We start from the raw sequence: 21,060 nt of genomic DNA on the forward strand, positions 1-21,060 counted from the left end.
GCCCCCGCCGCATGCCGAGCGGAAGAGGGCATCACGATCGATGATGGTTCAGTAGCTGCGGTTGCCGCCGAAGCCACCGGTGCGCGGCTCCATCGGACGCGCGAGGTTGACGGTCAGGGCCCGGCCATCGATCTCCTTGCCGTGGAGCCCCTTGATGGCGGCCTGCGCTTCCGCAGGCGAGCCCATCTCGACGAAACCGAAGCCCTTGGAGCGGCCGGAATCGCGCTCCGTCATGACCTTCGCCGAGGCGACGTGACCAAATGGCGCGAACTGTTGTTGAAGCGCGTCCTCGCGAGTCGTGTATGAGAGATTGCCGACGTAGAGCTTGTTGTCCATGATTGCTTTCTTGAGTGGTCGAAAAACGGGGTTGAGTCCGATGCAGGACGCATCGGCAGGCGAGCCTATCGGGCAGGGCGCCGCACGGGTGGAGAGCCGCTCTGGGAGCGGGGTTCGAGATGGCGGAAAGTGATGCGTCCCTTGTTGAGGTCGTAGGGCGACATCTCCAGCGAGACCTTGTCGCCTGCCAGCACCCGGATGCGGTGCTTGCGCATCTTGCCGCCCGAGTAGCAGATCAGGCTGTGTCCGTTGTCCAGGGTGACGCGAAAACGCGAATCGGGCAGTACTTCCTGTACTCGACCCTGCATTTCAATCAGTTCTTCCTTACCCACGAAGCTCCTTCAATGATCGGCCGGATGCTCAGGCCAGTTGGTTGTTCAGCACGAAGTGGCGGCCCTGCGCCAATGCGTAGTGCGCCGCACGGGCGGCGCTCTCGAAGCGCGGGATGAGCCGGAAGACCCGGTCATGCATGCCGCGGCGGACGGAGACCGAGGCGGCGTACTGCCCGCTCTCGGTGAGCTTGGTCATGGGGGTGACGATGTATCTGCCCACCTCGTGGGCCTGTGGAATCTGCATGTGATGAAGCGGGCGGTTGCCTTCGAGGCGCGCGCCGAGCATGCGTGCCAGCACTGGGCTGGTCAGGCACACGAAGTTGATCTGAGGGGGAAACGGGAGCGGTCCGCAGAATGCGTTGAACGGACCGACGATGGAACTCGCTGAGGAGAATGACGCTCCGAAAGGGCCGACGGGAATGGGTCAGCTTGTCGGGGAGGTGAGGCCTTGGCGGTCAGCGGTTGCCGCGAGGTGTCAATCAAGGACTGAGGCAACGAGCAAGCCGCAGTCGATGCGTCTAGTGTAGGTGGTTTCAGCGCGGTGTGGTTTTTCTTTTCATGTGCGCAGGCGGCCTTCGGGTGTTAGGCTGGTTCGCATGCATCTGCATGAAGGACCTCGCATGACTCCAGCGTTTCTCTCCCTTTCTCGGCGGGAAGCGCTTCGCGCCGATCTGCCCCACGTGGCTGACTTGCTGCATCGCCGGCGTGCAGGCGAGATCGACGAGGCGGTGATCGACGATCTGGTCTCATTGGCTTGGCTCGAATGGCTGGGCGGATCGCTCCAGCTGACGACCGTAGGAACGAACATCTGTCGTCAGCAGCAGCCGAAGTAGGAAGGTGCCTGTGCCATGAACCAGACGGACGTGGCGATATCCGAACCGCGCCATGGAGAGCTTTACTTCCGTGCTGTACGGCGCGCTTCAGCACGAGGAGTCGATGAGCACGGGCTCGATGATCTGGCCGGCGGTGTGCAGATGATGAGCGCCGGCACGTCGCGCGCCACTGCAAGTTCGATTTCGTTGGTCACCCGCGAACGAACGAATTGCCCGCGCCCTGGGCACCGCGACGGCAAATATCCAAACGGCCTCATTAATCGACAAGACGCGCACCTTCGTTGCCACGAGGATGCGCTCCAAGGACCGATCCCCGCTTTTTCGTCTTTGCCATCTGTCTCGCTGACGGCAGACGGCATTTCGCCAACCCACGGCACTTTCCAAGGAAGACCCATGGCCACATCCAAGTCCACCAAGCCTGCAAAGACCGCAAACACCGCCAAAGCCGTCAAGGCCCTGGCCGACAGAACCAAGGCGCGCCGCGTGGCGTCGCTGCACACGCCGAGCGACCTGGGCGCCGACGCCACGCGCGACATTTCCGCCGCACTGAACGTGCTGCTGGCCGACGTGTTCGCGCTGTACTTCAAGACGAAGAACTTCCATTGGCACATGTCGGGTCCGTCGTTTCGCGACTACCACCTGCTGCTGGACGAGCAGGCCGACCAGATCTTCGCCACGGTCGACCCCATTGCCGAGCGCGTACGCAAGGTGGGCGGCACCACGCTGCGTTCCACCGGCCATGCCGTGCGCCTGCAGCGCCTGTCCGACAACGACGCCGACTTCGTGACCCCCATCGGCATGCTGGCCGAACTGCGCGAGGACAACCAGCGCCTGGCCGGCTTCATGCGAGCCGCGCACGCGGTGTGCGACGAGTACGGCGACGTGGCCACGGCCAGCGTGCTGGAGAACTGGATCGATGAGGCCGAGCGCCGCACGTGGTTCCTGTTCGAGTCGGTGCGCCAGGGCTGAGCCCCCCCCCCGTTTTTGCCCCCGCTGGGGCCACTCTTGCCTTGCGTGATGGCAGTGAGCGTTCCTGCAAGGAACGGGACTCGGTGGTGAATGCCGGTCCGCCGGCGTTCACCAAGGGCCGATGCTTTCCGTGACGCGCGAAGGCGCCTACGGCGACCTGCTGGGCCGGTACTTCGAGTTGCCATCCGCGCCCTCGCTCGTCATGCTGCCGGCGCCCAACGCGCCGGCAGCTGGCGCGGAGTCCTTGATGGCGCCCTTCGTCGTCACGCGCATCACCTGCCTGCCCGACCAGTTGGGCATGAAGCGGGAGATCCCTCCCGAAGATGCCTTCCTTGTCACGCTGCACCTGCTCGGCATGCGCCATCACGAAACCTGGGTGCGCGGGCGGCCCTCGGTGGTGCGCGGCTATGAGCCGGGTGCCCTCGGCATCGTCGATCTGCGCGACGAGGTCGCGAGCTACCTGGGCAACCCGCTGGATGCGTTGCAGTTCTACGTGCCGCACGCGCTGGTGCGCGCCGTGGCGCGCGCGTCGGGCATGGTGCATGTGAGCAGCCTGGTGTGTGCCCCCGGCGTGGTCGACCCGGTGATGTGCAGCCTGGGTGCGGCCGTGCTGGCCCTGTTCGAGCGGCCGCAACGCGCCGGCTCGCTCGTGCAGCAACACCTGGCACTGACCATCTGCGCCCACCTGGTGCGCCGGTTCGGGAAGAATGACGGAGTCACCGCCGCAGCGCCACGCCGGCCGTTGCACCTGCGGCACCTGCATTGAATCCAACCGTCCCTGTCGCGAGCTTTCCATGACCACTGCTTCTTCGCCCTCTCCTTCCGCTCCTGCCTCTTCCCTGGTTCAGGACAACACGGCGAAGCACCGCTTCGAATACGTGTCGCAAGGCCATCACGCGGTCGCCGTCTATTCGCTCGAAGGCAACGTCATCACGTTCATTCACACGCTCGTGCCCGAAGCCCTGCAGGGGCAGGGCATCGCGAAGCAGCTCGTGCTCGCCGGCCTCGCCTCGGCACGCGAGCGCGGGCTGCGCGTGGTTCCGCAGTGCCCGGTATTCAATGGCTACATGCGCGCGCACCCCGAAACGCACGACCTGCTGACCGACGAGGGTCGCAAGATGATCGGCCTCTGAGACCTTTGAACAGACCACCGAACATGACCGCCGACGACCGACAACCCGCCTTGCGCACCGCCACGCTGGACGAGATCGCCGGGCGCGCGCCGCCCGGGGCCGAAACCGTCACGGCCGTGATCCAGCAGACCGTTCGGCGCGACAGGGTGGAAGACTATGAGCGGTGGCTGAAGAAGGTGGTGCCCATTGCGTCCCGCTTTCCGGGGCACCGCGGCGTCAATGTGATTCACCCGGCGGCGGGGAGCTTGCAGTACACCATCACCATCCGCTTCGACTCGCTCGCGCATGCCCAGGACTGGTTCGACTCGGAGGCTCGCCGCCGGTTGATCGAAGAGGCGCAGCCGCTACTGGAGATGGAAGAGAAGGTCGAGACACGCAGCGGCCTGGAGTTCTGGTTCCATCCGCCCGCGGGGCAGCCGCCGGCCAAACGCTACAAGCAGTTCCTGCTGACGCTGTCGGTGATCTACCCCCTGACCATGCTCGTGCCCGCGGTGCTGCACTGGTTGCTCGCGCCGGTGCCCGTGCTGTCCTTCCATGCGGTGGAGCACCTGATTGCTTCAGCCGCCGTCGTGGGGCTGATGGTGTACCTGATCATGCCGAGGTATACGCGCCTGATGGCGCGCTGGCTCTACAAGTGACCCCGGCACCGGAGCCAGGGATCGCGGTGCTACCGCGCGACGGCGTCGCCTTCGTGCGTGCTGCCCTGCAGCACCACCGCCAGCGCCGCCAGCACGGGCGGCACGGCAAAGCACCACACGTCCCAGCGCGCGTAGATGAGCGCCGCCGCCGCGCAGCCGGCGGCAAACCACGCCACCGCGGCCGACATGCGCCGTATGCGGGCATGCGCTGCGGCCTTGTCTTGAGGTGCCTGGCCGCCGCGCATCAGGTCGGCCAGGTCGACCATGACCTGCGTGGTCGTGCCTGTCATCAGCGTGGTGGGTGGCGCGCTGCCCAGGTGGATGCGGTGCACCGCGTTCTGGAGGGCCATGGCCGAGACCAGCACCAGGCCCGCGAGCATCGCCGTTGCGCTGTCGCCGTCGGCGAAGGGGCCGAAAAGGATGGCCAGCACGCCACCCGCCAGCAGCAGCACCGCCTTGAGCACCAGCATGGTCCGCATCACCGGCAGGCCCAGGCCGGGCAGGCTGTAGCTCAGCAGGCGGGCAAGCATCACCACCGCGCAGAACACAGGCAGCGCCAGCAGCTTGGTGAGTGCGCCCGAGGTGCCGTGTACCAGTGCCGCGCCGATGGTCACGAAATTGCCCGTCACGTGCGCGGTGAACAGGCCGTGAAGCGCCAGGAAGCCTGCGGTGTCGACGAAGCCGCCGTTGAGGCTCATGAGCTGGGGCAGGGTGGGTTTCATGGCAGGGGCCGGTCGTGGGTGGGGCTCCATGGTGCACCCTGCGCGCGGCGTCGTCTTGTCGGGTTGGGTGCGGCCTTGCAGATTCGGGTGCTGTTGCGTCGCAGCATGGGGGCTTGCAGCCTGCCGTCGTTCAAAACAGACGACTCCTGTTCAAGACACGCGCGTTCCTGCGGCTCACCATGCTGCGAGACTCGATCAGGGACATCGCCATGACGACAAACCCAAGGCCGCCGACCTTGACCACCGCAGGCGGCGCACCCGTGGCGGACAGCCAGCACTCGATCACCGCGGGACCGCGCGGACCGATCCTCCTGCAGGACTACCAGATGGCCGAAAAGCTCGCCTACCTGGCGCGCGAACGTATTCCGGAGCGGGTGCTGCACGCCAAGGGCGCGGCCGCGTTGGGCAAGCTGCGCATCACGGGCGACATTGCACGCCACACCCGCGCGCACTTCCTGCAGCCGGGCCGGGTCACGCCGGTGCTGGTGCGCTTCTCGGGGCTCACGGGCGAACGCGGCTGCGCGGATGCCGAGCGCGACATGCGCGGCTTCGCCGTCAAGGCCTATACGGAAGAAGGCAACTGGGACCTGGTCGGCAGCCACCTGCCGGTGGCGTGCATTCGCGATCCGCAGAAGTTTCCCGACCTGGTGCGCGCGCTCAAGCGCCATCCGGTGAGCCACCTGCGTTCGCCCACCGCCATCTGGGACTTCTGGTCGCTCTCGCCGGAGAGCATTCACCAGATCGTGATGCTGTTCTCCGATCGCGGCCTGCCCAGCAGCTACCGCCACATGCACGGCTACGGCGCACATGGGTTCGGGCTCATCAACGACGCCAACGAGCGCTGCTGGGTCAAGTTCCATTTCAAGACGCGGCAGGGCATTCGCTGCCTCACCGATGCACAGGCCCGCGCCACCATCGCCGAGGACCGCGAGAGCGCTCAGCGCGACCTGTTCGAGGCCATCGAGCGTGGCGAGCACCCGCGCTGGTCGCTGCATGTGCAGCTCATGAGCCAGCAGCAGGCCGAGGCGCTGTCTTTCGATGCCTTCGACCCCACCAAGGTCTGGCCGCAAGACGAATTCCCGCTCGTCGAACTGGGCGAGCTCACGCTCGACGCCAACCCCGACAACTATTTCGCGCAGGTGGAACAGGCGACCTTCAACCCGGCGCACATGGTGCCGGGCCTTTGCATCTCGCCCGACAGGCTGCTGCAAGGACGCCTGCTGGCGTATGCCGACGCGCAGCGCTACCGCGTCGGCACGCACCACGCGGCGCTGCCGGTGAACCGACCGCGCGCGCCGGTGCACACCTACCACGCCGACGGTGCGATGCGGCTGGACGTGCCGCCTCGCACCGACGCCTACTACGAGCCCAACTCCTTCGGCGGACCGCGTCCTGATCGACAGCACGCGGAGCCTGCGCTACCGCTGAGCGGCGACGCGGCGCGCTTCGACGATCGTCAGGGCCTTGGGGACTATGTGCAGGCCACGGCGCTGTACCGCCGGATGGGCAGCGCGGAGCGGGAGCGTCTGGCCGCCAACGTCGCAGCGGCGATGGCAGGCGTGCCCGAGACCATCCAGCGACGGCAGATCGAGCACTTCCGGCTGGTCGACGCTGTGCTGGGGCAGGCGATCGCAGCGCAGCTCGGCATCTAGCCGCAGGCCGCGGCATGCGGCCAGGGTGCGGGCGGTTCTCGCAATGCACGCTCCATGGCGTCACGCAGTCGATCGAGCAGGTGTGGGGGGTGGCGAGCACGAAGGACTTCAGAACTCGGGGTTTCGTATCGGCACCCGCGTTCGGCCATCCTCATTTTTCAAGCTGCATCTTTTTGCGCCAGCCGCCCGGCGGCATGCCGGTGTGCTGGGAGAAGACGCGCGTGAAGTGACTCTGGTCCGCAAAGCCGCAGGCTGCGGCCACGTCCGCCAGAGGCCGCTCGGCGTCCTCCAGCAACGCGCGCGCGCGTTCCAGCCGCTGTGCGGTCAGCCATTGGTGCGGCGTCTGGCCGGTGGTCTCGCGAAAGGCGCGGATGAAGTAGCTGCGCGACAGGTTGCAGGCGTCGGCGATCTCGGCGATCGAAATGCTGCCGTCCATCTTGCTGCGCAACATCTCCTTGACGCGCGCCTCGTGCGAACGCGAAAGCAGCCGGTTTGGCCGCGGCTCGGTGGCAGGCGCGGCGCGACCGTAGTTGTCGACCAGGTAGCTCGTCATCGCGACGCTGAGCTGATCGATGAACAGCAGGCTGACCTCGGCAGGACGTTCGAGCGCAGGGATCAGCGCGCTTGCGAGATGGGCGAGCACCTCGTCCCTGACGCCCGCGACATCGACCAGGCCGCCAACGCGCGGCCCCGGTCTTTCGTCGATGGCGCGCTGCAGGGCAGGGTGGGAGATCTCGAGCAGCACGAAGTCGAAGCCGCTTTGCATGTCCGCGCGATAGCGGTCGCAGAAATCGCGGACATAGATCGAGCCTTTGCCGAAGTCGTGACAAGACGCATGGTGTTCATGAAGGATTCGTCGGCGATGACCGTCGCGCAACGAGATGCCGAGCAGGACGCCGCGCCCGCTGGCGGCTGTCTCGACATGGTGACGCTCATGGGCGTTCACGGTCTTGCGATAGATGCGAACGCCGTCAGCCGAAAGTTCCTGATTTCTCTGCAGATGGTCGACCGTGCACCCGAGCAGGTCTTGTGGCGCGAGCCCTTGCCCTGCGGGGAGCGGTTGACCTCTCCCCTCGTTGAGAGTGATTTCGGCGCGCATGAACTTGGGAGGGCGGGAGTTGAAGTGACGGGGTATCCGACTGGCGGCGCTGCGACGAACGATGGATGGAGATTTTGCGCGCCTCCTTGAAGATGGTCCTCACGCAGTCGATCGAACCCGCTTTTCCTTTTGCACATTGCGTGCCAGCCGTCAGTGTAGATGTGAAGTGCCGCGACGGCCGAGCGGTGGCTGGTCGCGAGCGAGGCGAAGCAGTGCGCGCTCGGCGCCGAGTGTGCGTTCGGCCCCCTTGCCGGAAAACCCCGCCAGCGGCAAAAAACTTGTTCCTGAAAATCAATAGTCGAGCGGGAGGCCAAGGCGGTCGCGGTCGCGAGGTTGTCGCGCAAGCCGATGCGGCGCCTCGGACGCGGAGGAAAAACAAGCGTTCAATCCGGGCGCCGAATGTGCAATACGCGAGGCGCGCTGCGCCTCATAGTGAGGCTCGATGGATCGCCGCTGTCTTCAAACAGCGGCCTTGCGCGATCCGAGCCCGTTGATTTCTTTCAGGAAACCCATGAATATTCCCACCGATCCCATGATCCCCGTCCTGCTGGTTCACTTGGCCTTGGTGTCCGAACAGAAGGTGGAAGCCGATGTCGTTCTCGAGGCAGTCCGTTCAGTCGCTGCCTTTGAAGCGCAAGCCTGAATCTGCCGAGGTCACACATGAAACAGCTCGATCTTCACACCGTTTTCGACAGCGACAGGCGCAAGCTTCTTCTCGCCGGCGCGGGGACCCTGGCGATCGCCGGTCTCCCGATGGCGGGGAATGCAACTCCCTCCACCAAGCACCGCGCAACAGCGCACTCTCAGAAAGGGCATCACCTCATGAACACGATCACCACCAAGGACGGCGTAGAGATCTTCTACAAGGACTGGGGACCCAAGGACGGCCAGCCCATCATGTTCCATCATGGCTGGCCTCTTTCGAGCGACGACTGGGATGCCCAGATGCTCTTCTTCGTGCAGCGCGGCTACCGCGTGATCGCGCATGACCGTCGCGGCCATGGGCGATCGGCGCAGGTCAGCGAGGGCCACGACATGGACCACTATGCTGCCGATGCCTTCGCCGTCGTCGAGGCGCTGAACCTGACCAAGGTCTTCCACGTCGGACACTCGACCGGCGGCGGCGAGGTTGCGCGCTACGTCGCGAAGTTCGGCCAGCCCAGCGGCCGTGCCGCGAAGGCCGTGCTCGTTAGCGCAGTCCCCCCCTTGATGCTCAAGACAGCGAGCAATCCGGAAGGCTTGCCGGTCGAAGTGTTCGACGGCTTCCGCAAGGGTGTCGCCGACAACCGGGCACAGCTGTTCCTCGACGTCGCGACCGGCCCGTTCTACGGCTTCAACCGCGAGGGCGCGAAGGTCTCCCAGGGGGTGATCCAGAACTGGTGGCGGCAGGGCATGATGGGCAGCGCCAAGGCCCACTATGACGGCATCAAGGCCTTCTCGGAGACCGACCAGACGGCGGACCTCCAGGCGATCACCATTCCGACCCTGGTCATGCATGGCGACGACGATCAGATCGTTCCGATCGCCGACGCCGCGCTGAAGTCGATCAAGCTGCTGAAGAACGGCACGCTCAAGGTGTACAAGGGCTATTCCCACGGCATGCTCACCGTCAACGCAGACGTTCTCAATCCGGATCTGCTGGCGTTCTTCAAGAGCTGAGGCGTCGGTCGAAGGGCGCCCTCCCATTCCGTCCGGGAGCGGCGTCGCTCAAGGACCGGGAATGAGTTTCCAGGTCCTTCGATCGATCACGCGTTTGCGCGGCGGCATGTGCAATTGCGAGAGCTCGATCACCACGTTCTCCGGCGTGAGTTCCAAGAGGCCCCAGTTGCATTGGAGCGCTCCGATGGTGACCCCGGTGCGCAGGGCCGCACCCGATGACGTCGCCTCGAACAAGCTCCATTTGCCCGCGGGCTGTGGTACGGCGAAGCGGTTCTCGTGGACGTCGCCGCTCAGGATGAGGATGCGCCGGTTCCGGGCCAGCTCGAGCATCTTGGCGTGTTCGGCCTCGCATGTCATCCAGGTCTCTCCATGGTTTGCCTCGAAGACCAATCCGCTGGCGACGAGGTGCACCGTGTCTTCCGATGAAGTGGCGATGGCCGATGCCAACGCATTCATCTGTGCCTCGCCGAGCACCGCATCCTTGCCGCTGGCGGTCTTGTAGCTCCTGCCGTCGGTGAGGTGCAGCCGTACCGGATTGGCTGCATTCCCGATGTCGATCATTCGGTAGCCCGGCTCCTTGATATCCGAGCGCCACGGATCCGATGGCTGGGGAAAGGTTGCAGGCTCATGGGCGTCCAGAGCATCTCGATACGCCTGGAACGCCGCCCGGGTCGGGGGAATGAGATGCGCGTGCGATCTCTCCTCGAATACCTGTGCGCCGCAGGCGCCATTCCAGAGGAAGTCGTGGTCGTCCCAAATCGGGTGAATGTGCAGACCCTTGCGGCGAACCAGCTTCGCGAACTGTGGCTGGTTCAATTGATCTCGAAGACGCCTCATGGCATGCCTCGCAAAGGGATCGGGGTCCATGGCCTTGACCATGCTGATGCTCGATCCGTCGGCGTCGTAATACGCCGAATCCCCCAGCAGGAGGAGGTGCTCGGGGTTGGCCGCGCCGATCTGATCCCAGACGGGCTGCTGCTTGAAGCTTTGGGCGCTGAAGCAGGAAGTGAAGGCGACTCGCATGGCGCATTGACCTCGTTCGAACGGTGGAACGAATGCTAGGACGCGGTGCTTCTTCCACGCCTCCCTCTTTCATGTGATCCCTCCAGGCAGGTATAGCGCATCGCTGGCGATGCCGCCTCCCATGGACAGAGGACGCGTCGCATGCACCCGAGTACTAGTCTGCGTCCGACGAGTCAGTCCTTCATTCCTTCACTTGCAGCAGACATTGCCAAGGAGATTCCGATGTCCACGCCATTTCAACGCAAGCTCGCCACCATTGCACAGGAGCAGTACGCCTCCTACCGCTTCCTGCGCGAGAACCAATCGCCGCTTCTGGAGCAGATCGAGAGGTACTGGACTGAGACAGGGCATGCCTTCGAGGGCGTCGAGCCTCCCTGGTCGGCCGTGTTCGTCTCGTGGTGCGTGAAGCAGGCGGGTGCAACGTCCGCGCAGTTCAAGTTCTCGGCGCGCCACAGCGCTTTCGTTTATGAAGCCATCAAGAACGCCGATCAGCCGAACGCGGCGTTTCGCGGGCATGCCGTATCGGAGTATCCGCCGAAACTGGGCGACATCCTTCAGAACAACCGTGCCGGCAATCGTTTCGACTTCGCCTACGCGTCGCAGCACTCCGGGTACGTGTCGCATTCAGCCATCGTGATGGAGGTGGGGACAGACAACCATGGCCGCTATCTGCGCACGATCGGCGGCAACGAATCGGATTCGGTCGGCATGAAGGAAGTGAGGCTGGACAGCGAGGGTCTGGTCGCCAACCTGCAGGGGCTCTACATCAGCGTGCTCGAGTGTGCGCTGTAGATGCCCGTGTGCAGGATCAGGATCACTCCAAGTCGACTGGAGTGATCCATACAGGGATTGTGAGGAGACCTTTCAAGATCACCTCCCGATCGTTTAAGGCGAAGCGTCATGATCCCTCCGAGGTGTTCACTCAGGCCGAGCCACACAGGTCACGCATGAGGCTCATGACCCGCTCAAGCGGAGAACCTTTCTGATTGAGTCCTGTCGCAGGACTGCGCATCCGGCTCCAGGCGGGCGTAGTCTTGCTATCGTTGCCGTCTCTGTATCGGGCGGGCCGTGTGCTTCGTTCAGAAAGTGTGATTCACACCGAGCTGCAGGCCTGAGGAGCTCCGCCCCGCCACAGCGGCCGGCGACGAGTCGGCCACCACGTAGGCGGCATTGCCGCGGTTGCTGATGCGCGAGTAGGCGCTGTACAGCGTGGTACGTCTGCTCAGGTTGTGTGCGTAGCCGATGGCGAACTGGCGGGCGGTGCCGTCGGTACCGAGGTCTGGGCCGGAGCGGTTGGAGCCCGCAAGCGATATCCGGATCTGCCCCGCGCCGACGGGAACCGACGCACCGATCAGCACGTTCGTCTGCCGCTCGCGTCCCAGTCGATGGCGCAGGTAGTTGAGGTAGGCCTTGACCACGCCGAAGTCATAACTACCGCCGATGGTCACGGTGCGGTAGTCTTGGGCGCCCACGGCGGTCTGCCCATAGGCGGCCGCTACGTTGAGCGAGCCCGATTCGTAGCCCAGCCGGCCGCCGCGGTAGCCGGCGCCCTGCGTGCCTTCGGCCGCCGCGAGCATGAACTGCCCGTAAAAGCCGCCGAGGCCGCGCGGCAGGAAGTAGCCGGCCGAGTTGCTCGCGCGGGCCTGTGTGCGTGCACGGCCCAGGCCGAGCGGCCAGCCTTCGACGATGTTGCTGCTGCCGCCCACGCCGACCGTGCCGAAGGGCGAAAAGCTCGACACGTTCCAAAATGTGGGGGTGTAGTCGCGGCCCAGCCGCAGCTCGCCGAGGTCTCTGGCCATCAAGCTCATGGTGGAGCGCCGGCCGAAGCCGCCTTGCGCCATGCCGGTGTCGGGCAGCACGGCGCTCTCGAGCCAGAAGCCGGCCGCGAGTCCGCCGCCAAGGTCTTCCACGCCGCGAAAGCCAAGCCGGCTGGGCAGCAGGTAGCCGCCCTGGTCCATGGCCCTGGTCGAGGCGCTGCCCGCCTTCGAGTAGGTGAAGTTCAGGTCGATGCTGCCGAACACCGTGACGGACGATTGGCCGTGGGCGGCGCCGAGCGCGCCCGCGGCCGCAAGGGCGAGCAGAAGTTTGTGTTGTTGTCTCATGTTTTTCATTCGAAGCGCATTGGTCGAGGGGTGATTAGCTGTCGATGCGGATGCCGGCGTGCCGGATGAGCGCAGTGGTCGACAGGACCTCTTCGCGCACCTGTTGCGCAAAGACCTGCTGCGGCATCGGTGCGGCGTCGGCGCCGAGCTTGTCCAGACGCGCGCGCACCTCGCCGCTCCCCAAAGCGCGCACGGTCTCGGCATGCAGCTGCGCCACGGTGCGCTCCGGTGTCCTTGCGGCCACGAACATGCCGACCCAGAACAGGTGGTCCGCATTTCCGAATCCACCTTCCACCGTGGTCGGCACCTGCGGCAGCAGTGGCGAACGCCGCGGCGCGCCGATGGCCAGCGCGGCGAGCTTGCCGCCTTGCACCAGCGGGGCGGCGAGCGCCAGCGGCGCCAGGAACCAGTCAAGCCGCCCGCCCATGAGGTCGGTGAGCGCCTGCGGCGTGCCCCGGTAGGGGATGTGCGCGGCCTCGATGCCGGTGGCGATGCGGAACTTCTCGCCCGCGATGTGCGAGGCGCTGCCGTTGCCCGACGAGCCGTAGACGAACTTCTGCGGACCTGCCTTCACCTTGTGCACGAAGTCCTTCAGCGAAGTGAAGCCGCGGTCGGGCGGCACCACCAGCACATTGGGCATTGACGCCAGCATGGTGACTGGCGTGAAGTCGTTCAGGGTGTCGTACTTGAGCCCGGGGTAGAGCGCGGCGTTGGCGACGTGGCCGGTCGAGTGGATCAGCACCGTGTGACCGTCGGCCGGGGCGTTGACCACCGCGCTGGCGCCAAGCGTGCCGCCCGCGCCGGGCCGGTTGTCGACTACGCAAGGCTGGCCGAGATGCTGTTGCAGGCGTTCGCCGACGATGCGGCCTACCACGTCGGTGGTCGATCCGGCGGTGAAGGGAATGACCAGCTTCACCGGCTGACTGGGGTAGGCGGGCTGGGCGAAGAGCATGGTAGGAAGGCTGGCGATGCCGCCTGCGGCTGCCGTGAGGCGAAGCAATGTCCTGCGATGGGTGTCCATCGTTGTCTCCTTGTGATGCGTGGGGAAGGGCCGGCCCGGCGGGCAGGCCCAGGGGGGATGCGCGGGGCAGAGTGCCCCGGGAACGCTCAGGGCGCCAAAACCAGCCGCTCCATCGAGCCTTCAAGCACCTTCAGGTAGGCCTGGCGCGCGCGGTCCAGCGGCAGCACCGAGCCGTCGTTCACGTCGAAGCCCTGCAGGCTGCCGTCCTCGAAGCCCGGCAGCAGCGTGCGGAACACGTCCGCGCACTGGCTGGCCGTGAGCTTCAGGCTGTCCACGCCAAGCATGCGCAGGTCGCGGCGGTAGAAGGCCATGATGTCGAAGGGCACGTTGCGCTCGGGCGTGGAGATCAGGATCTGCGTGCCGCCCACCTTGAGCGATGCGAGCGCAGCGGCGAAGTACGGCGAGCCGACGGTGTTGTAGGCGACGTCCACGCCCCTACCATCGGTCATCGACAGAACTGCCTGTGCGATGTCGTCGCGCGTGCCGTCGATCACCTCGACCTGTGCGCTCGCGTGGCCCGTGTACCGGGTGGCGCCGCGTTCGACGCCGATCACGCGCGCGCGGGCACGCGTGGCCAACTGCACGGCGGCCTGCCCGACCTTGCCGTTCGAGCCGAGCACCAGCACGGTCTGCCCGGGCCCCGCGAGGTCGGCGCGGCGCAGTCCTTCATAGGCTGTCACGAAGGGCACGCCCACCGTGGCGGCCGAAGCCATCGCGATGCGTTCGGGCTTGGGGACGAGCGCCGCCACGGGCAGCACGAGGTAACGCGCATGCGTGCCGTCGCGCGTGATGCCGAGGTCGCCGCCGGTGCCCCACACGGCGCGGCCGATCCATTCCGACGGCCCGGCGACGACGCGTCCGGCGTAGTCGCGGCCCGGCGTACGAGGCCAGATGGCATACGGCATCAGGCCCAGCGCCGCCTTGACGTCACTGGGGTTGATCGCCGCGGCGAGGACTTCGACGATGGCGCATCCGGCCGGTATCTCGGGCCGTGCCATGTCGACCAGGTCGGGGTTCAGTGCATCGGCGCTCGGGGCCTTGGCGCTGAGGCGAAGGGCGCGCGGTGGTGTGCTCATGGGGCTGTGTCTCGCGGTGCAAAGTGAAGGAAATGTGTGGGTGTGCGTTCAGGGCAGCGGCGGCGTGGGCAGGTGCGTTTCGCCGGGCTCCAGCCGCAATTCGAAGTCGAGCTGGAAGTGGCCTGCGCTGTCGGGTTCGAAGTCGCGCAGCAACGAGCCCACCGCGCCGAAGGCCGCGTCGCTGTAGGCGTACGGATCTCGCGCATCGAAGATCTGCGTTGTCAGCACCTTGTGGCCGGGCGCGATGGCGATGAAGTGCAGGTGCGCCGGGCGCATGTGGCCGCGGTTCTGCAGCGCCAGCAACTCGCCACAAGGTCCGTCGGTGGGCACGCCGTAGCCCGAGGGCCGCACGCTGTCGAACCAGAAGCGGCCGTCGGCATCGGTCTCGAAGACGGCGCGCAAGTTCATGTCTGCCTGCTCAGGGTCCTGGTTCTCGTACAGCCCGCTGGGCGCGGCCTGCCAGGTTTCGATGCGGGCACCGGCCAAAGGCGTGCCGTCCAGCGACAGCACGCGGCCGCGCACATGCAGCGTCTCGCCGGCGGTGTCGTCGGTCGCAATGCGCACGCCGTTGGGCCGCACTGGCTGGTTCGCGCGCCAGAAGGGGCCGATGAGCGCCGGCTCGGTGCCGCCGGCCGCGAGCACGGCCTTTGCGTCCATGAGCAGCACCAGCGTAGCGAGGCCGAGGATGTCGGCAAGCAGGATGCCTTCGTGCTTGCGCGGGCCGGTGGCCTGGCCGATGCGCACCATGAAGTCCAGGCCCTTGAAGAGCTCTTCGTAGGTCAGCGTCACTTCCGAAGCGAAGGCGTGCAGGTGGCGGATCATCGCGTCGAGCACGGTGCGGGTGCGCGCGTCCCCCGTGCCCTGATTGGCGTCCAGCACGGCCTGCAGCAGTGCCTGGGGGGTGGCGGGAATCGAGCGCCGGGCGGGCAGCGGCCTGGTATCCATAGAGGTGTCGGCATCAGAAATCATGGGAAGTCCTGGAGAGTGAAGAAAACGAAATCGCCACGGCGGGGCCCGGCGCGCATGGCGCACCGTGGGGGTTGAAGGGCGAGGGGCCGCTAGTCGGCGCGGATGCGCGCGCGGGCGGCCACGGCGGTCCAGCGCGGCACGTCTTCGGCGACGCGCGCAGCGAGGTCGGCGGGCAGGCTCGCGACCGTCTCGAAGCCAAGCTCGCGCGTCTGGCGCCGCACGTCGTCGAGCGCCAGGATGCGCCGCACTTCGGTGTGCAGCCGCTCGATGGCGGCGATGGGCGTACCCGCCGGAGCGAACAGCGCCTGCATCGTCTCGGAGCGGTAGCCGGCAAAGCCGGACTCCGCCACCGTCGGCACCTGCGGCAGATCGGTCCAGCGCGCGCGGCTGCCGACGGCCAGCACCCGCAACGTGCCCGCCGCGATGTGCGCCTTGGCAGCCGGCAGTGCGGTCAGCGCGCAGTCGACCTGTCCGCCGAGCACCGCCTGCACCGCCGGGGCTGCGCCGTTGTAGGGCACGTGCAGCAGTTCGATCCCGGCGCGCTGCCAGAGCAACTCGCCGCCCAGGTGCACGCTGTTGCCCTTGCCGGGGGTCGAGTAGGTGGGTGCGCCTGGTCGGCGTTTGGCAGAGGCAATCAAGACCGGGAGGCTGGTGAACGGGCTCGTCGCCGGCACCACGATCACGTCGGGCGAGCTGACGGCGAGCGACACCGGCGCGAACTGGCGCAGCGGGTCGTAAGGGGGCTTGTCCGCGAACAGGGCGGGGTTGGTCACGAAGGCGGACGAGACCAGCAGCAGCGTCCGGCCATCGGGCGCGGCGCGCGCCACCGCGGCGATCCCGATGTTGCCGCCGGCGCCCACGCGGTTGTCGACGATCACCGGCTGGCCCAGTGCTTCAGCGAGCCGCACGGCCACGATGCGCGCGACGATGTCCGAGGTGCCGCCAGCTGCGAAAGGGACGACGATGCGCACAGGGCCTCTGGCGCTCCAGGCCGGCTGCGCGCGGACAAGGCCGGCGCTAAGCGCCGCGAGCGTCGCGGAGAGGGCGTGTCGCCGGTTGATGCCGTGTGCCACGCCGCGTGTCGGCATGCGGCGGGCGGCCTGGAAGTCGTGGGCAGTCGTCATTTCTTGTCTCCTCGGGGGCCTGTGGGCCTTGGGCTGCTCGGGCGGTCGGCGCTGCGGCTACCTTCCTGCTGGTGCCGTCTCCTTGATGTAGCCGTCGGTTCCGTAGACCAAGCCGGTGGCTTCCGCAGCCCTGACGACATCCTCGTGCCAGGCGATGCGCCCGCATTCTTCGTCGGTTCCACCGACGATCGAATACACCACCAGCGCGTGATCGTTCGGATTGCGGAAGCCGCGCATCACGCCGATGGGGCATGAGATCACGTCCCACTGGTTGAGCATCACGGAGTACTGGCCCTTCTCGCCCCAGATGACCTCCATCTGGCCGTTCAGCGGACAGAAGACTTCCTCGGTCTTGTGTGCGTGGAGGCTGGCACCCTGGCCGACCGGGATCTCGATGAAGGTCACGCCGAAGCGGTGGTTGCCTGGAATTGCCGGCTGGACGCCTTTGTTCTCCAGGACGCCGCGGTTCATGATCTTGTAGATGTTCTTCTTCATGCCCGGCAGCCGGCTCTCGATGAAGGTCTCGCCGTAGGGCTTGACCTTGCCCCAGCGGGCGATGCGGGTGGATTCCATTTCCTGGAGGGTGGGGTCCATGTCTATTCCTTGATGCGATGAGGTTCGGATTCGTCGAAAAAGCAGCGGTTTACGTTCTGCGAGGTTCACTGTAGGCAACAGCCATTCATGCGTCCATTACCATTTTTCGAGCGATTCGATAACATTTCGGTATGAAGAGTGCGGTGCCCATCGCCCGCTCTTGGCGCAACGATCCGGACCCCCCTGCATGGACCTCAGACAGCTTCGGTACTTCGTGGTGCTCGCCACGCAGCAGCACTACGGCCGCGCCTCCGCCGTGCTGCACGTCGCGCAGCCGGCCGTGAGCCGGCAGATCCGCCTGCTCGAGGAAGAACTGGGCGTGCGCCTCTTCGAACGGCATGCGCGCGGCGCGACACCGACCGAAGAGGCCGTGTTCCTCATGGAACGCGCATCGTTCCTGCTGCGCTATGCCGAGCAGATGAAGCAGGACATGACGGCGCGTCAGCGCGATCCGAGCGGCCCGGCGGCCATCGGCTTGTCGCCCGCTCTCGCGTTGCTGCTCGCGGTGCCTTTGGCACGAGCGGTGCGCGAGCAGTTTCCGGATGTGCGGCTGCGCATCGTCGAAGGCTTCTCGCAATCACTGCTGGGCATGCTGGAGCAGGGGGCGGTCGACATCGCGATCCTCAATGGCCCGATGCAGTTGACCAACGTGCTGGCCACGCCCCTTATGACCGAAGCGCTCTGCCTCATCGGCCGTACCGATGACGCGCGGCTGATGCAGATGAGGAAGATCAAACTGCCCCGACTGGCAGGCCTGCCGTTGGTGATGACGGGCGTGTCCAAGTCGGGCGTGCGGCTTGAGTTGGAAGCGGCGGCGGCGCGCGCTGGCGTGTTGCTGAACCCGGTGGTCGAGGTCGAAACCTTGAGCGTGGCGGCCCGCCTGGTGGAAGAAGGCCTGGGCCTCACGGTTCACTTCGCCGCGGTCGTGCAGGACCAGATCGAGGCCGGGCGCCTGGTCGCGGTTCCCATCGAGGGTTTGCGGCTGCGGCGCGTGCTGGCTCGCGCCTCCGACCGGCCGCCATCGCGCGCGACCGAAGTGCTCATCGACATCTTGCGCGCCGTGGTGCAGGAGCGCGTGGATGCGGGGTCCTGGCCGCATGCGATGCTGGACCACTGAGTGCCGCCGCGCCGGTTGGACGATGCAGGCACTCGAGACGGCTCTTCTGATTGAGCTACGCAACGGGGAAGTCGCCCTCAAGTCGGCGGAGGTCTCACCCGAGCAAGACGGTGGCCCATTGACGTGGTCGGCTGGCCGCGATTGACGTGTGGCGGGGCGCTCTTCGCGCCGCATCCGCGAAGGATCCAGTCTGTGAAATGCTGGCCCCCTGCCTTGGTACGTCTTCTAAGGAGGCCGGCCCCCGACTCTTGGCCACAGCAGGCGGGGGTGTGAGCGGGACCGACGTCGGTCCGCGCTATGGACTGGTATCCCGCAGCTGCGAATACTGCGTCACGGTCATGCCTTCGCCAGCGCGAAGGGGCCGGCAGCGCTTCTTCGAGCGCAGCGGCGCCGACGACGTCGATGCAAGAAATCCGGCCTTGCTGCAAACTGTTCGAAGCGCGGTCTTTGTTCGGCCTCGGCTGCTGGTGCCGGAAATGCTCGTCGACATCTCTCCCACCTTGAACGGACCGCCCCCGAGAGGAGCGCATCGATGCTGAAAAAGTACCTATGGGCTGTGCTCGGCCTTGCGGCACTCGTCCTCGTTGTCCTGTTGGCGCTGGCGCTGTGGCCGACGTCCACGAGGACCATCGCCGCTGGCGCGGGCAGCGGTTCGCCGGGCCTGGTGGCCAAGGGCAAGTACCTCGCACAGGCAGGCGACTGCATCGCCTGCCACACCGCGCCAGGCGGCGCGCCCTTCGCGGGCGGGCTGCCGCTGGCCTCGCCGATCGGCGCGATCTACAGCACCAACATCACGCCCGATCGCGACAGCGGCATCGGCAGTTACTCGCTGGACGACTTCGATCGCGCGGTGCGCCATGGCATCCGGGCCGATGGCGACTCGCTGTATCCGGCGATGCCCTTTCCCTCCTATGCGCGCATGACGGACGACGACGTGCGCGCGCTGTACGCCTTCTTCATGCATGGCGTGGCGCCGGCAGCTGCGACACCGCATCCGCGCGGCCTGGTCTGGCCCTTGTCGATCCGCTGGCCGCTGGCGCTGTGGCGCAAGGCCTTTGCGCCACAGCCCGATGCCATCGCCTTCGATGCCCACCGCTATGCGGACATGTCGGTGGCGCGCGGCGCGTACCTCGTGCAGGGCCTGGGTCATTGCGGCAGCTGTCATACGCCGCGGTCGCTGACGATGCAGGAGAAGGCGCTGGACGAGTCGGGGCCGGCCTACCTGGCGGGCGGTCCCGTCATCGACGGATGGGTCGCGGTGAACCTGCGCGGCAATCCTGCGGACGGCCTGGGCGCCTGGTCGGCGGCCGACATCGTCGCCACCCTGCGCGCGGCACGCAACGCGTCCCACGCGGTGGTCGGCGGTCCGATGAACGACGCCATCGTGCACAGCACGCAGCACCTGAGCGACGAGGACCTGAACGCCGTGGCCGCCTATCTGAAGACGCTGGGGCCGAGCGCCGATTCGGTGTCGACATTCAAGGCTGATCCCGCCACGGCCACGGCCCTGGGGCAGGGCGTCAACGCGACACGCGGCGCCGAGCTCTACGCGGACAACTGCGCAGGCTGCCATCGCAGCGACGGCAAGGGCTACGCGCAGGTCTTTCCCGGCATCGCCGGCAACTCGACCGTGTTGAGCGCCGATCCGAGCTCGGTCATCCGGCTGATCCTGCATGGCAGCAAGTTGCCCGCCACGGGCACGGCGCCTTCCGAGCTGGCAATGCCCGGCTTCGGCTGGCGCCTGTCGGACGATGAGGTCGCGCAGCTCGCGAGCTTCGTGCGCCAGAGCTGGGGCAACCAGGCGCCGGCGGTGGACGCGGCGCGCGTGGGCCCCATTCGCAAGGCTGTCGAGAAGGAAATGGCCGCGCAGGCGCCTGCCGCCCGATAGGCCTTGGACGCCACACACACAGGAGCATCCCCGTGACCGCACCGAACTCACCCGATTCTTCCCCCGATTCCTCTTCCAGGCGCAGGCTCTTCAAGGGCCTGGGCGCAGCGACCTTCGCCGCCGTGGCGCTGCCCGCTTGCGACAGCCGGCCGGCGGCGGCAACGCCCGGCAGCGCGGGTGCGGCCCCGGAAACGCAGCCCTATACGCCACGCTTTTTCACGGCGGACGAATGGGCCTTCGTCCGCGCCGCCAGCGGGCGGCTGATTCCGAGCGACGCGCTGGGGCCTGGGGCGATCGAGGCAGGCGTGCCGGAGTTCATCGACCGGCAGATGGACACGCCCTGGGCCGCGGGGGCGCTGTGGTACATGCAGGGCCCGTTCCAGGCCGACGCGCCGGCCACGCTGGGCTACCAGTCGCAGCTCACGCCGCAGCAGATCTATCGGCTGGGCCTCGCCGCCGCCGATGGCCATGTGCGAAAGGCGCACGGCAAGCCCTTTGCCCAGCTCGCGGCGGATGCGCAGGACGCGGTCTTGCATGCCATCGAAGCAGGGCAGGCGCAGTTCGACACCGTGCCGGCCGGGCTTTTCTTTTCGCTGCTGCTGCAGAACGTGCGCGAAGGCTTCTTTGCCGATCCCGTGCATGGCGGCAACCGCGGCCGGGCCGGATGGAAGCTGATCGGCTTTCCCGGCGTGCGCGCCGACTTCATGGACTGGGTCGAGCGCGACGTTCCGTACCCCTTGCCGCCGGTGGACCTGAGCGGGAGGCGAGGCTGA

The 21,060-nt window shown here is 66.7% G+C and carries 23 protein-coding genes and 1 pseudogene; 12 read left to right on the forward strand and 12 right to left on the reverse strand.

The window, feature by feature from the left end; translation table 11 throughout:
• Nucleotides 1-63: 63 nt before the first annotated feature.
• The 3 genes and pseudogenes from rbp to G369_RS0127275 form a co-directional block, all read right to left on the reverse strand.
• A pseudogene (gene rbp, locus G369_RS0127265) lies at nucleotides 64-336 on the reverse strand (RNA-binding regulator); the annotation flags it as partial.
• A 65-nt stretch (nucleotides 337-401) separates the two neighbouring features.
• A complete protein-coding gene (infA, locus tag G369_RS0127270) occupies nucleotides 402-668 on the reverse strand; it encodes a translation initiation factor IF-1 (RefSeq protein WP_019657238.1) in 267 nt (88 codons plus the stop codon).
• Between the two features lie 28 nt (nucleotides 669-696).
• Complete coding sequence (locus tag G369_RS0127275) at nucleotides 697-984, reverse strand: hypothetical protein (RefSeq protein WP_347876447.1); 288 nt, start codon at nucleotides 982-984, stop codon at nucleotides 697-699.
• 304 nt (nucleotides 985-1,288) lie between these two features.
• On the opposite strand from G369_RS0127275, the gene G369_RS0127280 reads away from it, so the two are divergent.
• From G369_RS0127280 to G369_RS0127305, 5 genes are all read left to right on the forward strand, one after another.
• Complete coding sequence (locus G369_RS0127280; RefSeq protein WP_019657240.1) at nucleotides 1,289-1,501, forward strand: hypothetical protein; 213 nt, start codon at nucleotides 1,289-1,291, stop codon at nucleotides 1,499-1,501.
• Between the two features lie 393 nt (nucleotides 1,502-1,894).
• Nucleotides 1,895-2,470 (forward strand): Dps family protein, encoded by a 576-nt coding sequence (locus G369_RS0127290; RefSeq protein ID WP_019657242.1) that lies wholly within the window; start codon nucleotides 1,895-1,897, stop codon nucleotides 2,468-2,470.
• A 121-nt stretch (nucleotides 2,471-2,591) separates the two neighbouring features.
• Nucleotides 2,592-3,236 (forward strand): hypothetical protein, encoded by a 645-nt coding sequence (locus G369_RS0127295; protein ID WP_019657243.1) that lies wholly within the window; start codon nucleotides 2,592-2,594, stop codon nucleotides 3,234-3,236.
• A gap of 28 nt (nucleotides 3,237-3,264) precedes the next feature.
• Nucleotides 3,265-3,603, forward strand: a complete 339-nt coding sequence (locus G369_RS0127300; RefSeq protein ID WP_019657244.1) for a GNAT family N-acetyltransferase — start codon at nucleotides 3,265-3,267, stop codon at nucleotides 3,601-3,603.
• Nucleotides 3,604-3,626: 23 nt separating this feature from the next.
• On the forward strand, nucleotides 3,627-4,241 hold the full coding sequence (locus G369_RS0127305; RefSeq protein WP_019657245.1) for an antibiotic biosynthesis monooxygenase: 615 nt from the start codon (nucleotides 3,627-3,629) through the stop codon (nucleotides 4,239-4,241).
• A 29-nt stretch (nucleotides 4,242-4,270) separates the two neighbouring features.
• Here the strand turns inward: G369_RS0127305 and G369_RS0127310 are convergent, their stop codons facing one another.
• A complete protein-coding gene (locus G369_RS0127310; protein WP_019657246.1) occupies nucleotides 4,271-4,963 on the reverse strand; it encodes a YoaK family protein in 693 nt (230 codons plus the stop codon).
• Nucleotides 4,964-5,172: 209 nt separating this feature from the next.
• Between G369_RS0127310 and G369_RS0127315 the strand changes: the two genes are divergently transcribed.
• Nucleotides 5,173-6,615 carry a catalase gene (locus G369_RS0127315; protein WP_026346678.1) on the forward strand — a complete coding sequence of 481 codons (1,443 nt, stop codon included), beginning with the start codon at nucleotides 5,173-5,175 and terminating at the stop codon, nucleotides 6,613-6,615.
• 151 nt (nucleotides 6,616-6,766) lie between these two features.
• On the opposite strand, the gene G369_RS0127320 is transcribed toward G369_RS0127315, so the two are convergent.
• Nucleotides 6,767-7,714, reverse strand: a complete 948-nt coding sequence (locus tag G369_RS0127320) for a helix-turn-helix transcriptional regulator (protein ID WP_080647916.1) — start codon at nucleotides 7,712-7,714, stop codon at nucleotides 6,767-6,769.
• A 511-nt stretch (nucleotides 7,715-8,225) separates the two neighbouring features.
• Between G369_RS0127320 and G369_RS39735 the strand changes: the two genes are divergently transcribed.
• Both G369_RS39735 and G369_RS0127330 read left to right on the forward strand, forming a co-directional pair.
• Nucleotides 8,226-8,357, forward strand: coding sequence for a hypothetical protein (locus G369_RS39735; protein ID WP_020723295.1), 132 nt, complete (start codon nucleotides 8,226-8,228; stop codon nucleotides 8,355-8,357).
• A gap of 179 nt (nucleotides 8,358-8,536) precedes the next feature.
• Nucleotides 8,537-9,373 (forward strand): alpha/beta fold hydrolase, encoded by an 837-nt coding sequence (locus G369_RS0127330; RefSeq protein ID WP_019657251.1) that lies wholly within the window; start codon nucleotides 8,537-8,539, stop codon nucleotides 9,371-9,373.
• Between the two features lie 48 nt (nucleotides 9,374-9,421).
• On the opposite strand, the gene G369_RS0127335 is transcribed toward G369_RS0127330, so the two are convergent.
• The gene (locus tag G369_RS0127335) at nucleotides 9,422-10,396 is read right to left on the reverse strand and encodes an alkaline phosphatase D family protein (protein ID WP_019657252.1); all 975 of its coding nucleotides are present in this window, start codon (nucleotides 10,394-10,396) and stop codon (nucleotides 9,422-9,424) included.
• A gap of 222 nt (nucleotides 10,397-10,618) precedes the next feature.
• Here G369_RS0127335 and G369_RS0127340 point away from each other — a divergent pair, with 222 nt between their 5' ends.
• Nucleotides 10,619-11,188: a DUF2272 domain-containing protein gene (locus G369_RS0127340; protein ID WP_019657253.1), complete on the forward strand. Its 570-nt coding sequence runs from the start codon at nucleotides 10,619-10,621 to the stop codon at nucleotides 11,186-11,188.
• A 287-nt stretch (nucleotides 11,189-11,475) separates the two neighbouring features.
• Here G369_RS0127340 and G369_RS0127345 read toward each other — a convergent pair whose 3' ends face one another.
• The 6 genes from G369_RS0127345 to G369_RS0127370 form a co-directional block, all read right to left on the reverse strand.
• Nucleotides 11,476-12,498 (reverse strand): porin, encoded by a 1,023-nt coding sequence (locus tag G369_RS0127345; RefSeq protein ID WP_020723296.1) that lies wholly within the window; start codon nucleotides 12,496-12,498, stop codon nucleotides 11,476-11,478.
• Nucleotides 12,499-12,532: 34 nt separating this feature from the next.
• Nucleotides 12,533-13,519: a Bug family tripartite tricarboxylate transporter substrate binding protein gene (locus G369_RS0127350; protein WP_026346680.1), complete on the reverse strand. Its 987-nt coding sequence runs from the start codon at nucleotides 13,517-13,519 to the stop codon at nucleotides 12,533-12,535.
• Between the two features lie 86 nt (nucleotides 13,520-13,605).
• The gene (locus G369_RS0127355) at nucleotides 13,606-14,595 is read right to left on the reverse strand and encodes a quinone oxidoreductase family protein (protein ID WP_019657256.1); all 990 of its coding nucleotides are present in this window, start codon (nucleotides 14,593-14,595) and stop codon (nucleotides 13,606-13,608) included.
• Between the two features lie 48 nt (nucleotides 14,596-14,643).
• Nucleotides 14,644-15,564: a dioxygenase family protein gene (locus tag G369_RS0127360; RefSeq protein WP_051127654.1), complete on the reverse strand. Its 921-nt coding sequence runs from the start codon at nucleotides 15,562-15,564 to the stop codon at nucleotides 14,644-14,646.
• 89 nt (nucleotides 15,565-15,653) lie between these two features.
• On the reverse strand, nucleotides 15,654-16,688 hold the full coding sequence (locus tag G369_RS0127365) for a tripartite tricarboxylate transporter substrate binding protein (RefSeq protein ID WP_020723298.1): 1,035 nt from the start codon (nucleotides 16,686-16,688) through the stop codon (nucleotides 15,654-15,656).
• Between the two features lie 57 nt (nucleotides 16,689-16,745).
• Nucleotides 16,746-17,282 carry a cupin domain-containing protein gene (locus G369_RS0127370; RefSeq protein WP_020723299.1) on the reverse strand — a complete coding sequence of 179 codons (537 nt, stop codon included), beginning with the start codon at nucleotides 17,280-17,282 and terminating at the stop codon, nucleotides 16,746-16,748.
• Between the two features lie 187 nt (nucleotides 17,283-17,469).
• Between G369_RS0127370 and G369_RS0127375 the strand changes: the two genes are divergently transcribed.
• The 3 genes from G369_RS0127375 to G369_RS0127385 all read left to right on the forward strand — a co-directional run bounded on the left by G369_RS0127375 (nucleotide 17,470) and on the right by G369_RS0127385 (nucleotide 21,060).
• The gene (locus G369_RS0127375) at nucleotides 17,470-18,399 is read left to right on the forward strand and encodes a LysR family transcriptional regulator (RefSeq protein WP_019657260.1); all 930 of its coding nucleotides are present in this window, start codon (nucleotides 17,470-17,472) and stop codon (nucleotides 18,397-18,399) included.
• Nucleotides 18,400-18,931: 532 nt separating this feature from the next.
• Entirely contained in the window at nucleotides 18,932-20,287 is a 1,356-nt protein-coding gene (locus G369_RS0127380) for a cytochrome c (RefSeq protein WP_020723300.1), read from the forward strand.
• Between the two features lie 32 nt (nucleotides 20,288-20,319).
• The gene (locus tag G369_RS0127385) at nucleotides 20,320-21,060 is read left to right on the forward strand and encodes a gluconate 2-dehydrogenase subunit 3 family protein (protein WP_019657262.1); all 741 of its coding nucleotides are present in this window, start codon (nucleotides 20,320-20,322) and stop codon (nucleotides 21,058-21,060) included.

Origin of the sequence: Variovorax atrisoli 110B (genome assembly GCF_000382045.1) — a bacterium.
Classification (GTDB): Bacteria; Pseudomonadota; Gammaproteobacteria; order Burkholderiales; family Burkholderiaceae_C; genus Variovorax; species Variovorax atrisoli.